The sequence below is a fragment of the Muribacter muris genome, from assembly GCF_004569585.1.
GTDB classification, from domain to species: domain Bacteria; phylum Pseudomonadota; class Gammaproteobacteria; order Enterobacterales; family Pasteurellaceae; genus Muribacter; species Muribacter muris.
In genome coordinates this window covers 1-14,135 of record NZ_SPPA01000015.1, presented here as the reverse complement: position 1 = coordinate 14,135, position 14,135 = coordinate 1, and the positions used below count along the sequence as shown (strand labels likewise).

General features: G+C 44.8%; 13 protein-coding genes. 9 read left to right on the top strand and 4 right to left on the bottom strand.

The window, feature by feature from the left end:
• Positions 1 to 4 precede the first annotated feature (4 nt).
• Positions 5 to 973 (top strand): protein translocase subunit SecF, encoded by a 969-nt coding sequence (secF, locus tag E4T80_RS07445; RefSeq protein ID WP_135056795.1) that lies wholly within the window; start codon positions 5 to 7, stop codon positions 971 to 973.
• 64 nt (positions 974 to 1,037) lie between these two features.
• Here the strand turns inward: secF and E4T80_RS07440 are convergent, their stop codons facing one another.
• On the bottom strand, positions 1,038 to 1,913 hold the full coding sequence (locus tag E4T80_RS07440) for a LysR family transcriptional regulator (protein ID WP_135056793.1): 876 nt from the start codon (positions 1,911 to 1,913) through the stop codon (positions 1,038 to 1,040).
• 125 nt (positions 1,914 to 2,038) lie between these two features.
• Between E4T80_RS07440 and E4T80_RS07435 the strand changes: the two genes are divergently transcribed.
• Both E4T80_RS07435 and E4T80_RS07430 read left to right on the top strand, forming a co-directional pair.
• On the top strand, positions 2,039 to 3,028 hold the full coding sequence (locus E4T80_RS07435; RefSeq protein WP_135056791.1) for a zinc-dependent alcohol dehydrogenase family protein: 990 nt from the start codon (positions 2,039 to 2,041) through the stop codon (positions 3,026 to 3,028).
• 18 nt (positions 3,029 to 3,046) lie between these two features.
• Positions 3,047 to 3,994, top strand: a complete 948-nt coding sequence (locus E4T80_RS07430; protein ID WP_135056788.1) for an NAD(P)H-dependent flavin oxidoreductase — start codon at positions 3,047 to 3,049, stop codon at positions 3,992 to 3,994.
• A gap of 187 nt (positions 3,995 to 4,181) precedes the next feature.
• Here E4T80_RS07430 and E4T80_RS07425 read toward each other — a convergent pair whose 3' ends face one another.
• Together E4T80_RS07425 and prfB are read right to left on the bottom strand one after the other, a co-directional pair.
• Positions 4,182 to 4,403 (bottom strand): YgjV family protein, encoded by a 222-nt coding sequence (locus tag E4T80_RS07425; RefSeq protein WP_135056785.1) that lies wholly within the window; start codon positions 4,401 to 4,403, stop codon positions 4,182 to 4,184.
• A 259-nt stretch (positions 4,404 to 4,662) separates the two neighbouring features.
• Positions 4,663 to 5,761 (bottom strand): peptide chain release factor 2 gene (prfB, locus tag E4T80_RS07420; RefSeq protein WP_135056782.1). Its coding sequence is split into 2 segments (ribosomal slippage): positions 4,663 to 5,685 and positions 5,687 to 5,761, totalling 1,098 coding nucleotides; the frame shifts between segments, so codons are not numbered across the junction.
• Between the two features lie 356 nt (positions 5,762 to 6,117).
• On the opposite strand from prfB, the gene E4T80_RS07415 reads away from it, so the two are divergent.
• From E4T80_RS07415 to E4T80_RS12995, 6 genes are all read left to right on the top strand, one after another.
• Entirely contained in the window at positions 6,118 to 6,906 is a 789-nt protein-coding gene (locus E4T80_RS07415; protein WP_135056779.1) for an MOSC domain-containing protein, read from the top strand.
• A 9-nt stretch (positions 6,907 to 6,915) separates the two neighbouring features.
• Entirely contained in the window at positions 6,916 to 8,868 is a 1,953-nt protein-coding gene (locus E4T80_RS07410) for an LTA synthase family protein (protein WP_135056776.1), read from the top strand.
• A 452-nt stretch (positions 8,869 to 9,320) separates the two neighbouring features.
• A complete protein-coding gene (gene ruvA, locus E4T80_RS07405) occupies positions 9,321 to 9,926 on the top strand; it encodes a Holliday junction branch migration protein RuvA (RefSeq protein ID WP_135056773.1) in 606 nt (201 codons plus the stop codon).
• Positions 9,927 to 9,935: 9 nt separating this feature from the next.
• Positions 9,936 to 10,937 (top strand): Holliday junction branch migration DNA helicase RuvB, encoded by a 1,002-nt coding sequence (ruvB, locus tag E4T80_RS07400; protein ID WP_135056770.1) that lies wholly within the window; start codon positions 9,936 to 9,938, stop codon positions 10,935 to 10,937.
• Between the two features lie 484 nt (positions 10,938 to 11,421).
• Positions 11,422 to 12,963: a 2-isopropylmalate synthase gene (gene leuA / locus E4T80_RS07395; protein WP_135056767.1), complete on the top strand. Its 1,542-nt coding sequence runs from the start codon at positions 11,422 to 11,424 to the stop codon at positions 12,961 to 12,963.
• 133 nt (positions 12,964 to 13,096) lie between these two features.
• Complete coding sequence (locus E4T80_RS12995) at positions 13,097 to 13,543, top strand: hypothetical protein (protein ID WP_135056764.1); 447 nt, start codon at positions 13,097 to 13,099, stop codon at positions 13,541 to 13,543.
• A 13-nt stretch (positions 13,544 to 13,556) separates the two neighbouring features.
• Here E4T80_RS12995 and E4T80_RS07385 read toward each other — a convergent pair whose 3' ends face one another.
• Complete coding sequence (locus tag E4T80_RS07385; RefSeq protein WP_135056904.1) at positions 13,557 to 13,997, bottom strand: DNA repair protein; 441 nt, start codon at positions 13,995 to 13,997, stop codon at positions 13,557 to 13,559.
• Positions 13,998 to 14,135 lie beyond the last annotated feature (138 nt).

The window sequence follows — 14,135 nt, the reverse complement described above, 5'->3', positions numbered from 1 at the left end:
TCAAATGGATACAAAAACCCAAAAAGATGTGGAGATCAAACTCCCTTACCGTTTGCTGCCTTTTATGCGCTATCGCAAATTTGGTTATATTTTCTCCATTTTAATCACAATTTTTTGTCTGTTTACCATTTTCACCAAAGGCTTTAACTGGGGATTGGATTTTACCGGCGGAACGGTAATCGAAACTAACTTCTCCCAGCCTGCCGATTTGGGCAAAGTGCGTGAATTATTGGAAGAAAACGGCTACCCAAGTGCAACGGTGCAAACCTTTGGCAGTCAAAAAGACGTAATGATTCGCCTGCCGGCTTCCGCAGGGGATATGAATGTCGGTACAACGGTAATGAACCTGATTCACCAAAAATTGGACGCCAACACCAATATACAAAGTATTGAATTTGTCGGCCCAAATGTTGGGGAAGAACTGACTCAAGGGGCGATTTATGCCACGTTAGCCACGTTAGCAATGTTGCTAGTCTATGTCGGATTGCGTTTTGAATGGCGTTTGGCAGCAGGGGCAATCATTGCGTTATTCCACGATGTGATTGTAACTATCGGGGTCTTTTCATTGCTGCAAATTGAAATTGACCTCACTTTCGTGGCAGCCATTCTTTCGGTGGTTGGCTACTCACTGAATGACAGTATCGTGGTGTTTGACCGTGTGCGTGAAAACTTCCCGAAAGTTCGTCGTGCCGAGTCTGCTGAGATTGTGGACATTTCATTAAGCCAAACCCTCGCCCGAACCTTGATGACCTCAATCACAACATTAGTGGTTGTGATTGCGCTCTATGTGTTAGGCGGCCCGACCCTGCACAGCTTCTCACTGGCATTGTTGATCGGAATCGGCTTCGGTACTTACTCCACCATCTACATTGCGGTCGGGATTGCGTTAGACCTTGGTTTGAAACGTGAACATATGATTCAACCGGTTGTCGAAAAAGAAGGCGCAGATCAACAATCGTTAGTTGATTACTAAGCTCTCCAATAACAAGCGGTCGGCTTTGCAAAAAATCTTGCAAAGATGACCGCTTTTAGCTTTATTATGTTCTTTCAACCCTTGTTTTTTCCTTAATAAAATCCAAGAATGCTTGCTTAAGTGCCGATTGATGACGATGTTTAACATACAACAGATGTACGGTAAATTCACTTATCGTACTATCGGCTAAAATCTCAACCAAGTTGTGTTCATTTATTAAATGATTGGCAAGCTGCTCGGATAACAGCCCTATACCACGCCCGTTTTTAATCGCATTAGCAATAGCATAGACATCATTAGATGAAAAAATATAAGGCAAATTTAGCACTTTTTTACCCATCGGAATCTGTAAATATTTATGATCGGGCTTTGCCCAGCCCACAATCGGAAAATTCACTAAATCGTCTAAACCGTCAGGTGTACCATATTTTTCCAAAACCTGTTTGTGAGCCAACCATTTAGTCCGAATAGTCATTACAGGTCGAGCAACTACATTATCAGCCTGTAAGTCCCCAACCCGAAATGCAAAATCTATACCGTCTTCCACTAAATCCAACACTCGGTCGGTTACTTGCAAATGCACACTAACGTTTGAATGTCGTTCACAAAATTCATCAATCCACGCCCAAATTTCTTCCGAATCGGTATAAGTCGAAATACGCAGTTTTCCGCTAATTTCACACGAATCGCCACTAAATGATTGGGTAACTTGCGATAAATTATCTAGACTTTGATAGATCTGCTCATAGAGTTGTTGTCCTGCCATTGTAGGTTTAACCCCTGTTTTCTGGCGATCAAACAGTTGAATATTAAACGATTTTTCCAGCTCGGTCATTTGGCGACTCAGGGTGGCAATCGGCACGGACAGACGATGGGCGGCTTTGGATAAACTGCCGTCCTGTACAACCGCAACAAACAGACGGAGAGCATTGAGGTTCATAAGTTTTCATTTTTGGAAAATAGCTTTCCATTTTACGTTATTCTTTTTTGATTTCAACAAATTAAAATACACCCATAGCACTAACCTTATCTTTATAAGGTGACACTTTTATTAAGGATATGATGATGAGCAAACACATTCAATTTACCCAAACAGGTTCGCCCAATGTATTGAAAATTATTGATATACAAACGCCCACACCTAAAGGCAATGAGGTTCAAATTCAAATGCACGCTTTAGGATTAAATCGAGCTGAAATGATGTATCGTGAAGGGAAATATGTGATTGAACCTATCTTTCCTGCAACAATGGGCTATGAAGGTGCAGGTATCGTCATTGCTGTTGGCAAAGCTGTCAGTGATGTCAAAATCGGCGATAAAGTGAGCGTCATTCCGTCTTTTATGTTTACCGAATACGGCACTTATGGCGAGATTGTCAATTTACCTGCTCACGCAGTCGTCAAGCATCCGGAGAATTTGACAATGGAGCAAGCGGCTGCCAGTTGGATGGCATTTATTACCGCTTATGGTGGATTGATTGAATTTGGCAATATTCAGGATGGGGATTTTGTCGTGCTAGGCGGCGCGACTAGCTCGGTGGGCTTGGCAAGCATTCAAATTGCGAAAATGCAAGGTGCAACGGTGATTGCTTTATCTCGCACCCATAAAAAAGGGGATATTTTATTGGAAAAAGGCGCGGATTTTGTCATTACAACCACCGAAGACGATGTAACGACAACATTGCTCGAAATCACTGATGGAAAGGGCGTGAATTTAGTCTTCGATCCCGTAGGGGGAAAAGAGGCTGCCAACATTTTTCACGCAATGGCACAAAACGGACGATATATCATTTACGGTGCATTGAGCCACGACGATATTGCCGTGCCGGTATTCCCCATTCTCGCTAAACACTTAAATTTACGAGGGTATGAATTATTTGAAATCACGACAATACCGGAAAAAGTTGCCCAAGCGAAAAAATTTGTATTTGACGGTTTAGCAAGCGGGCGGTTATCGCCGGAAATTGACAAAATATTTGCTTTTGAGGATATGGTGCAAGCCCACGAATATATGGCGAGCAATGCTCAAATGGGCAAAATTATCGTGAAATTCTAAGTGATGAGGCACAGAAAAATGAACAGAATTACCCAAATTTTAAATATCAAGCACCCGATTGTCCAAGCGCCAATGTCGTGGCTGACAGATGCCCGTTTGGTCGCTTCCGTTGCCGATGCAGGCGGATTAGGTTTCTTAGCACCGCACGCAGGGCAGACGACCAATCCCACTTCCAATCAAGAGGTGATAGACCGTATGCGTAATGAAATTCGCAAGGTTAAAGCATTAACAGACAAGCCCTTTGGCGTGCCGTTTATCTTATCTTACGATCTTTCGCTGATTGATCTGATGGTCGAGCTGTTGATTGATGAGCGTGTGCCGGTGGTACTAGACAACGGGTTACTTGACGAAAAGATTTACCAAAAATTTAAAGCTGTCGGCACAAAAATGATTTGCCGCTTGCCTAACCCTAATTTAGCTGATGCACTTAAAGCCCAACAAATCGGTGCAGATATTTTGGTGCTGACCGGATTTGACGAAGGCGGTACTCTACCAATGAAAGAGATAGGCAGTTTTTCGGTATTGGCAGAATTTGTCGGTAAAGTCGATTTGCCGATAATGCTCGCAGGAGGGATTGCCGACAAAAAATCCGTGCAGGCAAGTTTGGCATTAGGGGCGGAAGGCGTGTGGGTTGGCACGGCGTTTATCGCCACAAAAGAGTGTCACAGTCATCAGCACGTTAAAGAGTGGATTGTAAATGCCACTGCTAATGACTTGTTGCTGTTTCGTACCGAACCGCATTATTACCGTTCATTACCGACCGAACTTGCGAAAAAATGCTTTGAAATGAGCGAAAAAGGGGCAAGTCGTTCGGATATTGCCAAAGTAATGAATGCCGGCACCGGTATGCGTTTAGGAATGTTGGAAGGCGATTTTACCAACGGTTATGTATCGGTCGGTAACGGCATTTCCCAAATTGATAACATCAAAAGCGTACAAGCGTTGATTGATGAATTGATGGGGTAATCGGCATTTTCCGGCATTACACACAAACAAGCGGTCATTTAGCTTAAATTATTTGAAAAATACCATACTGCCGAGTACGCCCTTTCAAATCAACCTTAAAGGGCGTACACATTATAGTTCAATCGCTATTTTGAAATGCCGTGCGACAAACTATCATTGCAAAATTGCAAAGAAATCTCACCGCTTGCTAGAGCTTGGATTTCATCGCTTTCCAAATATAGTAACCGTTTACAACTGCCACAAACGTATTTAGCCCCATTACCGGATACGAGCCGATTAACCCACCGTAAATCACAAAACAAACTGCCCCAGCCACATTCACCAAACGCAGCTTTATCACATCTTTGAGTAAAAACGAGCAAGCCACTATTACCATTGCAATATAGCCTAGTATTTCTGTACCGTTCATCCTAACACCTTATACTATCAATAAAATGCTATTTTACCTGCTTTCACCCAACTTGTCGGCAGGCTTTTACAACGCAAAGGTTTGCGTTAAGTTTTAAAGAGGATATAGTGGTTTTATCTGGGAGTTACTGAAGAAATGGTTGGGGTAAGAACGGCGTCCCACATTTATATGGAAATGGCTGTTTTGTGCCAATGCTCACCATTCTGCAAGAAATTTTGATAAACCAACCGCTTGCAAGCGGTCGGATTTGGAGGAAAATTTACAAACCGGCTTTGAGGCTGGCCTCGATAAAGCGATCCAAATCGCCATCAAGAACTGCTTGCGTATTGCGGTTTTCCACGCCGGTGCGTAAATCTTTGATGCGGGAGTCGTCCAGCACATAGGAACGAATTTGGCTACCCCAGCCGATGTCAGATTTACTGTCTTCCATTGCCTGCTTATCGGCGTTTTTCTTCATCATTTCCATTTCGTACAGCTTGGCTTTAAGCTGCTTCATACACTGATCTTTGTTCTTATGTTGGGAGCGGTCGTTTTGACACTGCACCACGATTCCGCTTGGAATATGGGTAATCCGCACCGCCGATTCGGTTTTATTGACGTGCTGACCGCCGGCACCGGAGGCTCGGTAAACGTCGATACGCAGATCCGCCGGGTTGATCTCAATATCAATATCGTCATCAATTTCCGGATAGACAAATGCCGCACTGAACGAGGTATGGCGGCGGTTGTTGGAATCAAACGGGCTTTTACGCACCAAGCGGTGAATGCCTGTTTCGGTACGCAACCAGCCGAACGCATACTCGCCCGAAATACGGATAGTCGCCGATTTAATCCCCGCCACATCGCCGTCCGATACTTCCATTAACTCGGTCTTAAAGCCTTTGCTTTCCGCCCAACGTAGATACATTCGTAGCAGCATTTCCGTCCAATCCTGTGCTTCCGTACCGCCTGAGCCGGCTTGTAGATCAACATAGCAGTCGGCGGCATCGTGCTGACCGCTAAACATTCGGCGAAATTCCAGTTGAGCCAATTTTTCTTCTAATTGTTCGGCTTCTTGCACGGCTTCGTGAAAGGTTTGTTCGTCCTCTGCTTCCACCGCCAGATCAATTAAACCTTCTACATCTTCAATACCTTGCTCGAGGGCGTGAATGGTATTGACCACCGTTTCTAGAGCAACACGCTCTTTGCCTAACGCTTGGGCTTTTTCCGGCTCGTTCCAAACGTCCGGCTGTTCCAATTCCGCATTGACTTCTTCTAAACGCTCGACTTTTACCTCAAAGTCAAAGATACCCCCTGAGCGTTGCGGTACGGGCGGCTAAATCGGCAAGCTGGGTTTTAATCGGGTTAATTTCAAACATAATCTATCCTCACTAAAAAGGCGGAATTATAGCCTAGATTCACCAAAGGGCAAATACGCTCGGTTGTAGCGCATATTTGCAATGATGATATAAACGCACAAAACGGCAATTCAAAAGGAAACGTAGGATTATCACACTTTGAAAGAATTTGACGTTTTTTGGCTTTGCAGCGCTACGATGAAAATCCGTGCCACTGCAATGTAAAATCGGCATTTTGTTAAAAATTCGGTTGAACTGACCGCTTGTTAGATAAAAATCGTCTAAAATTAAAGCTTAATATGCCGAAATACAAATATCGCTATACCTTGTTTTCTGCTATCTTGCTTTTTTGATCGTTTTCCAAAAGGAGACATAAAATGCAGGTTACAGCGCTTAATCTTTATCCAATAAAATCAACCCGTGCCTATCAAGTCGCCCAAGCCTTTGTACAGCCTCAAGGGCTAAATTTCGACCGTGAATTTATGATTACAGAGCAAGACGGCACATTTATCACAGCACGCAAAGAGGCGGCACTGTATCGCCTGTCGGCATTGCCCATTTCGACAGGTATCGTTATCACATTAGATAATGGCGAACAATGTGTGGCGTTGTATCAAGATTTTATCCGCCAACAAAGCGGTGAAGTATGGGGGACGCATTTTCCTTCTTGGGTGGCAAGCGAGCAAGTCAATCAATGGCTGAGTCCCCTTTTCGGGCGAGCTGTACAATTACGCTGGTTGGGGGCGCAGAGCGAGCGCCAAGTCAGACATTTTGAACCTCACCCAATGAGCTTTGCCGACAGTAACCCGCTGTTACTCACCAATGAGAAATCACTCTGTCAGCTACAAAGTTGGTCGCCCGTCCCCGTTACAATGGAACAGTTTCGCCCGAATATTGTCATAGACGGCGTTGAAGCGTTTGAAGAAGAACAGTGGCAGCACATTCAAATCGGGGGCGTCTCATTTACCGTCGCACAATGTTGCACCCGTTGCATTATGATCACCCGCCACCTGCACACCCTAGCACTTGATCCTAAGGTTGAGCCTTTTAGAACCCTCAAACAGTACCATACCAACGAACACGGCAAGCCTATTTTTGGGGTTCACCTTGTGCCGAAAAACAGCGGCGTGATTCGAGTGGGTGATCATTTAACCCTTTTAACGTAGGTTTGCACTATGCAAAGACAACATCGCTCCTCCCCTTTATTCCCTATCCTTTATTTTATCGGGTTAAACCTGATTGTGCTAAGCCTCTCCCGCTTAGGATTAGCCCTGTGGCAAGCAGAGCGGATAACCGCCGTAAACGGTTGGGCTACGCTCTTTTTGCAGGGCATTCGCATTGATATTGTTTCGATCTGCTACCTTTTCGGCGTACCCGCTTTACTGACGATTCTACTTTGGCACAATAACACTTTGGGCAAAATTTGGTTTGTCATTTTACGCCTGTGGCTGACCGCTTGTAGTGTGTTTATTCTGTTTATGGAAGTTGCCACACCGGCATTCATTGAAACCTACGATTTCCGTCCGAACCGTCTATTTATTGAATACCTGCTCTACCCCAAAGAAGTGTTCACTATGCTGACAAACGGGCATTTAACCGCCGTGTTACTGTCGCTTATCAGTGTTGTGGTGGCAACGGTGATCTATTGGCGGCTTGCGAAGCGTGTAACGCAAAATATCACAGAAATGAGCTGGAAATGGCGGCCTCTGCTGGCGTTAGCGGTGATTGCGCTTTCTATTTTAGGAGCAAGATCAAGTTTCGCACATCGCGGGATCAATCCGGCGATGGTGGCATTTTCCGGCGATCCGCTGGTTAATTCCTTAGTGCTGAACTCCGGCTATTCCGTGCTGTATGCAGTGCAGCAATTAAAAGATGAAGAAAAATCTTCCGAGCAATACGGCAAAATGGCGGAAGCGGAGATGTTGGCGATCGTGAAAAAAAGCCGTAACCGACCGGAGTCCGATTATATTTCAGCGGACATTCCCACCTTAATCCGCAACCAAGCCGGCTATCAAGGCAAGCGGCGTAATATTGTGATTATTTTGCAAGAGAGTCTTGGTGCACAATTTATCGGCACACTCGGCGGCAAACCGCTCTCACCGAATTTTGATCGGCTGGCAAAAGAGGGCTGGCTATTTGAAAATATCTATGCGACCGGCACTCGCTCGGTGCGGGGCATTGAAGCGATAACGGCAGGCTTCACGCCGACACCAGCACGCTCAACGGTAAAACTCACCAAAAGCCAAACCGGCTTTTTCACTATTGCCGAATTACTGCGCCGTCAAGGCTATCAAACCTCATTTATCTACGGTGGCGAAAAACATTTCGACAATATGGCAAGCTATTTTTACGGTAACGGCTTTGAAACGATCATTGACGAAAAAGCGTATAAACAACCGAAATTTAAGGGTACTTGGGGAATGAGCGATGAAGATCTGTTTGATAAAGCCCACGAAACCTTTAATACGCTTGCCAAAACGGATAAACCGTTTTTCAGCTTGGTATTTACCTCCAGCAACCACGACCCTTTTGAGTTTCCGGACGGCAAAATTGCCCTTTACGATAAGGAAAAGCAAACCCGCAATAATGCCGCTAAATACGCCGATTATGCGCTGGGCTATTTTTTCGATCTCGCCAAGCAATCGGATTATTGGCAGGACACGCTATTTTTGGTGGTTGCCGACCACGATTCACGGGTCAGCGGGGCGGATTTAGTCCCGATTTATAACTTCCATATTCCTGCGCTGATCTTGGGCGAGGGAATTGAGCCAAAACGGGATAATCGCTTAGTCAGCCAAATTGATATGCCGCCAACCTTGCTTTCCTTAGCCGGTGTATCCGGCGATTACCCAATGATTGGGTTTGACCTCACTCAAAACGTCAACCCTAATCGAGCCTTTATGCAGTACGATCAAACCCAAGCGATGCTAAAAGGGCAAGATGTGATTATCTTGCAGCCCAATACCGAACCAAAGGGCTATCAATACGATTTTGTTAGCAAACAGTTTCAGCCGAAAGCACAATCGGCGGAAATGAAAAAAGAGGCTCTGGCACACGCACTACTCGGCAGCTATCTCTATAAAAATCAACTGTATATACTGCCGCAGGCATCGGACGTGAAAAAGTAAATTTTGAGGACAAATTCAATATTATATAGCAGTTGCACAAAGTTGTTTTTTTATCCGCTTGTAGGGACACACTGCGTGTGTCCTTTATAAAAATCAAATTATGTCAATAGGTTAAAATCCAGACACACGCAGTGTGTCCCTACATTCTGTTAAAATTTCTATTTTTGTGCATTTGCTACATAATACCGGACAAATTTCTCAAATCCCCCTTCCGAGAAAAACGCGGTTGATTCAAGGGTTAGGCTTAATACCCGCTATTATGGGAAATTGCTACGCCGTTGAATCCACATAAATATTTGGAGAACACGCCTGATATATCATAAGGATAGCTGCCCAATGTGGGGCTATTTGCGGCATAATTTGCAAAAAATCGGGCTGAACCGCCCGCTTGCTCTGTTATTTTATCCAGTTTTCCGCTATGCTAGGCATTTTTAACAGGGATAATCTGCGAAATGATTGGACGATTACAGGGCAAAATTATTGAAAAATCGCCACCGGAAATGATGTTGGACGTTCAGGGGATCGGCTACGAATTACTATTGCCGATGACCAGTTTTTACGACTTACCGCAGGTGGGCGAACAAACCACCGTATTTACCCATTTAGTCGTCAGGGAAGATGCACACTTGTTGTTCGGCTTTGCTCAAAAACAAGATCGCACTCTATTTCGAGAGCTGATCAAAACCAACGGGGTCGGTCCGAAACTCGCCTTAGCCATTTTATCGGCAATGTCCGTATCGCAATTTGCCAATGCGGTCGAACAGGAAGAATTGGCGAAACTGACCAAAATTCCGGGGGTCGGGCGTAAAACTGCAGAACGGTTATTGGTCGAGCTAAAAGGCAAATTTAAGGGGCTTACCCAAAGCGATTTCTTTGCCGAAACGCCGTCTAACACGATTATTGCCAGCGGGCAACCCGAGCCGGCAGACGAGGCCCGTGATGCACTTATCGCCTTAGGCTATAAGCCGGCAGATGCGGAAAAAATGGTGAAAAAAGTCAGCCACACCGACAAAACCAGTGAACAGATTATCCGAGATGCGTTAAAAAACGCCCTATAAGCTATTTCTATGATTGAAGCCGATAGAATTATCAGTGCCGCCGCCCGCCAAGATGACGAAGCGATCGACCGAGCCATTCGCCCGAAATTACTGACCGATTATGTCGGGCAGCCCTCCGTTTGCGAACAAATGGACATTTTTATCAAAGCCGCCAAACTGCGTAATGATGCCCTCGATCACCTGCTGATTTTCGGTCCTCCGGGGCTAGGGAAAACAACCCTTGCCAATATTGTGGCAAATGAAATGGGGGTAAATATCCGCACAACCTCTGGGCCAGTATTGGAGAAAGCCGGTGATCTTGCCGCAATGCTGACTAACCTTGAACCTTACGATGTCCTGTTTATCGACGAAATCCATCGTCTTTCGCCTGCGATTGAGGAAGTGCTTTATCCAGCAATGGAGGATTATCAACTCGATATTATGATCGGCGAAGGGCCGGCGGCACGCTCGATCAAACTGGATCTGCCGCCCTTTACGCTAGTGGGTGCAACCACCCGTGCCGGCTCACTTACCTCACCGTTACGGGATCGTTTCGGCATCGTACAACGCCTTGAATTTTATGCGGTCGCAGATTTAACCGCTATTGTTTCCCGCAGTGCAAACTGTTTAAACCTTAATCTCTCGCCTGAAGGGGCATACGAAATCGCCCGCCGCTCGCGAGGGACACCTCGTATTGCCAATCGCCTGCTACGCCGTGTGCGTGATTTTGCCGATGTACGCAATAACGGGGTAATTTCGGTTGAAATCGCCCAACAAGCCCTCGCAATGCTTGATGTGGACGCACAAGGGTTTGATTTTATGGATAGAAAACTGCTTTCGGCAGTGATTGAACGCTTTGACGGCGGGCCGGTCGGTCTCGACAACCTTGCCGCAGCCATCGGCGAAGAACGTGAAACAATCGAAGATGTCCTTGAACCTTACCTGATCCAACAGGGCTTTTTGCAACGCACCCCACGAGGTCGAATCGCTACCTCAAGAACCTATCAGCATTTTGGCCTAGCTAAATGCTAACATAAGCGGTCTAAACTGACCGCTTGTCTTTCTTTTCCCTTTATTTCAATACGCTTATCATACTATTTACGCACAAAAAACCACCACTCAATTTATAAAAATAAAAACTGGTAATTTGTACAAATGCCTTGTGTTTATCGGTGAATAACATTTCAACACAGGATAAAACACTAATAAAAAGGATTATATAAACTATAAATCACTATTTGAAAAGCTAAAAAATAAAAAGCAAACGTTTGCGTAAAGTGGAAAATGCTATTGACAATATTTTGGATAGATTTAAGATAGGCATCAACAACGAATAACAATGCAAACATAAACACACAACAATGGTAAAACTCTTTTCTCTCCTAACCTTATGTCTGGCACAGTTTCTGTGCGGGTAAAGCTCGGATAGAAAAAAGTTCACTATCCACTTTAGCTCGCACTTTTAAGGCGAGCTTTTTTTTCATTCAAATAACCACTTATCACAGCGAGGATTTCTATGAACGACCAAATTATTATTTTCGATACGACGTTAAGAGATGGGGAACAAGCCTTAAAAGCCAGTTTAACGGTAAAAGAAAAATTACAGATTGCACTCGCCTTAGAGCGTTTAGGGGTTGATGTAATGGAAGTCGGTTTCCCCGTTTCTTCCTCGGGTGATTTTGAGTCAGTACAAACGATTGCCCGCCATATCAAAAATAGCCGTGTATGCGCCTTATCCCGAGCTGTCGATAAAGATATTGATGTTGCCGCCGACGCATTGAAAGTCGCGGAGGCTTTCCGTATCCATACCTTTATTGCTACCTCTGCGTTACACGTGGAAGCCAAACTGCGCCGCAGCTTTGACGACGTGTTGGAAATGGCGGTGAATGCGGTGAAACGGGCAAGACGCTACACGGACGATGTGGAATTTTCCTGCGAAGATGCAGGCAGAACCGGCATAGATAACATTTGCCGTGTGGTAGAAGCCGCCATCAATGCTGGTGCAACCACGGTCAATATTCCGGATACGGTCGGCTACTGCTTACCAATGGAATACGGCGATATTATCCATAATGTGATGAACCGAGTGCCGAACATTGATAAAGCCGTTATTTCCGTGCATTGCCATAATGATTTGGGAATGGCAACCGCCAACTCTCTCACCGCCGTTCAAAACGGAGCTCGCCAAATCGAGTGTACCATTAACGGCATCGGCGAGCGGGCAGGCAATACCGCTTTAGAAGAAGTGGTAATGGCGATTAAAACCCGCCAAGCGCAATTTAATGCCGATACCCGTATTAACACGCAAGAAATCCACCGTGTCAGCCAATTAGTCAGCCAACTTTGCAATATGCCGATTCAACCGAATAAAGCGATTGTCGGCTCTAACGCCTTTGCGCACTCCTCCGGTATTCACCAAGACGGTATGGTGAAAAATAAAAATACCTATGAAATTATGTCGCCGGAAACCATCGGCTTGAAAAAAGAGAAGCTGAACTTAACCGCCCGCTCCGGACGTGCTGCGGTGAAAAATCATATGGAAGAAATGGGCTACCAAGAGAGCGACTATGATTTGGACAAACTCTACGCCGCTTTCTTAAAATTAGCCGATAAAAAAGGGCAAGTTTTCGATTACGATTTGGAAGCCCTTGCGTTCATTGATATGCAGCAGGGCGATGAAGATCGCTTAGTGCTTGATGTGATTACCTCACAACTCATTAGCGGTTTGCCTGCCTCAGCGTTCGTACAGGTCGAGCTGGACGGTCAACGCCTCAGTGAAGTTTCACAAGGTGGAAACGGCCCAGTCGATGCCGTGTTTAACGCCATTCTCAATATTACCAAAATGGAGATCAAAATGTTGCACTATAACCTCACGGCGAAGGGCGAAGGTGCAGAAGCGCTAGGGCAAGTGGATATTGTGGTGGAATATCAAGGTCGCCGTTTCCACGGGGTCGGTTTAGCCACAGACATTGTCGAATCCTCCGCCAGAGCGTTAATCCACGCCATCAATGCGATTTACCGTTCCCAAAAAGTCGCCGATTTAAAAGCGAAAAAATAGGCGTACTTTGCTCAATAGAAGCGGGTCGATATGTCAGAAAATCCGGTATTATGTAGCAGTTGCACAAAGATTTTCCTTTTTGTTTCTGCTACATTTTTCTTATCTGTTATAACTTAAAGGTAAGGAAAACGCAATGAAACACTCTCAGGCTATTTTGTCAAAAGCCTTGACAGCAGCGATTGCTGAATGTGAACAAGAGGGTGAAGAGCTTGAAAAGAAAATCGCTTTACTTGAACAGCAGTTGAAAGATATTTACCAAAAACTCGCTGATTATCGTACCGCCCTTAACCATACCAAAAATACGCCATTTTCCACTGGTAAGCAAGCGAGAAATGCTCGTTTTATTACTTCCCCACAAAAATTAGTTGCCAATATACTGAAATCACAGCCTGATAAATGGCTCAAAACGAATGAGATTACCCGTCAAGCAATGAAATTAGACGGTCAAAAGATAGGACATACCTTGCCAAATCCACAAACCCAAACGGTTTATACGGTATTGCAGTATTTAATGAAGAAAGGGCTGGTTGAGAAAGGTTGGATTGAGGGAAAATACCATTGGCGGTTAAAAGCAAAATAGCGACAAAATGTCGCTATTCTTGTTTCAGTTTCCAACGTACTTCTACCACATTCTTTTCAAAGCGTTCTACAACGCCTTTATCCAACCAATGCTTTAACGCCCCACGCATTGATACGGTATGTTGAGCTGTGATAGGAGTATTTACTTGACCGTCCTTAATTAGCACTAAGCTAATCAATTCGCTCACGGTAAAATAGCGGTTTGGTTCTTGCCTTAATACTTCGATTAACATCTTCCGCAGCTTGCCTTTGAAATGGCGTTGATGTAGTTTATAGGTAAAATGAGCGGTATTATATTCTTCGGCGGAATGGCGATACTCTAGCACCTCAAGAGCGTGACGGAGCTTTTGTAGCTTATCGCCCACTAAGGCTAAGTGTTTCACTACTTGCTCACGTTCACGCTCGAATAAGCGGATTTTGCGTTCAATTTGATTGATACAGACCGATTTAGCCATTATTGCCACAAGACTGTTAATGATCATGCAAAAATGCGCCAGGCTGATGCAGTAAGATCATCGAAAAGTGATCCACTGCATCTTTTGATAAACTCCTTGTTATTTAAACAGGGAATAACCTGGTATGCTTTGCATGGA

Excerpts from the sequence above, each read along its gene's own strand:
- secF (WP_135056795.1), top strand. The coding sequence starts at position 5 with ATGGATACAAAAACCCAAAAAGATGTGGAGATCAAACTCCCTTACCGT.
- E4T80_RS07440 (WP_135056793.1), bottom strand. The coding sequence starts at position 1,913 with ATGAACCTCAATGCTCTCCGTCTGTTTGTTGCGGTTGTACAGGACGGC.
- E4T80_RS07435 (WP_135056791.1), top strand. The coding sequence starts at position 2,039 with ATGAGCAAACACATTCAATTTACCCAAACAGGTTCGCCCAATGTATTG.
- E4T80_RS07430 (WP_135056788.1), top strand. The coding sequence starts at position 3,047 with ATGAACAGAATTACCCAAATTTTAAATATCAAGCACCCGATTGTCCAA.
- E4T80_RS07425 (WP_135056785.1), bottom strand. The coding sequence starts at position 4,403 with ATGAACGGTACAGAAATACTAGGCTATATTGCAATGGTAATAGTGGCT.
- E4T80_RS07415 (WP_135056779.1), top strand. The coding sequence starts at position 6,118 with ATGCAGGTTACAGCGCTTAATCTTTATCCAATAAAATCAACCCGTGCC.
- E4T80_RS07410 (WP_135056776.1), top strand. The coding sequence starts at position 6,916 with ATGCAAAGACAACATCGCTCCTCCCCTTTATTCCCTATCCTTTATTTT.
- ruvA (WP_135056773.1), top strand. The coding sequence starts at position 9,321 with ATGATTGGACGATTACAGGGCAAAATTATTGAAAAATCGCCACCGGAA.
- ruvB (WP_135056770.1), top strand. The coding sequence starts at position 9,936 with ATGATTGAAGCCGATAGAATTATCAGTGCCGCCGCCCGCCAAGATGAC.
- leuA (WP_135056767.1), top strand. The coding sequence starts at position 11,422 with ATGAACGACCAAATTATTATTTTCGATACGACGTTAAGAGATGGGGAA.
- E4T80_RS12995 (WP_135056764.1), top strand. The coding sequence starts at position 13,097 with ATGAAACACTCTCAGGCTATTTTGTCAAAAGCCTTGACAGCAGCGATT.
- E4T80_RS07385 (WP_135056904.1), bottom strand. The coding sequence starts at position 13,997 with ATGGCTAAATCGGTCTGTATCAATCAAATTGAACGCAAAATCCGCTTA.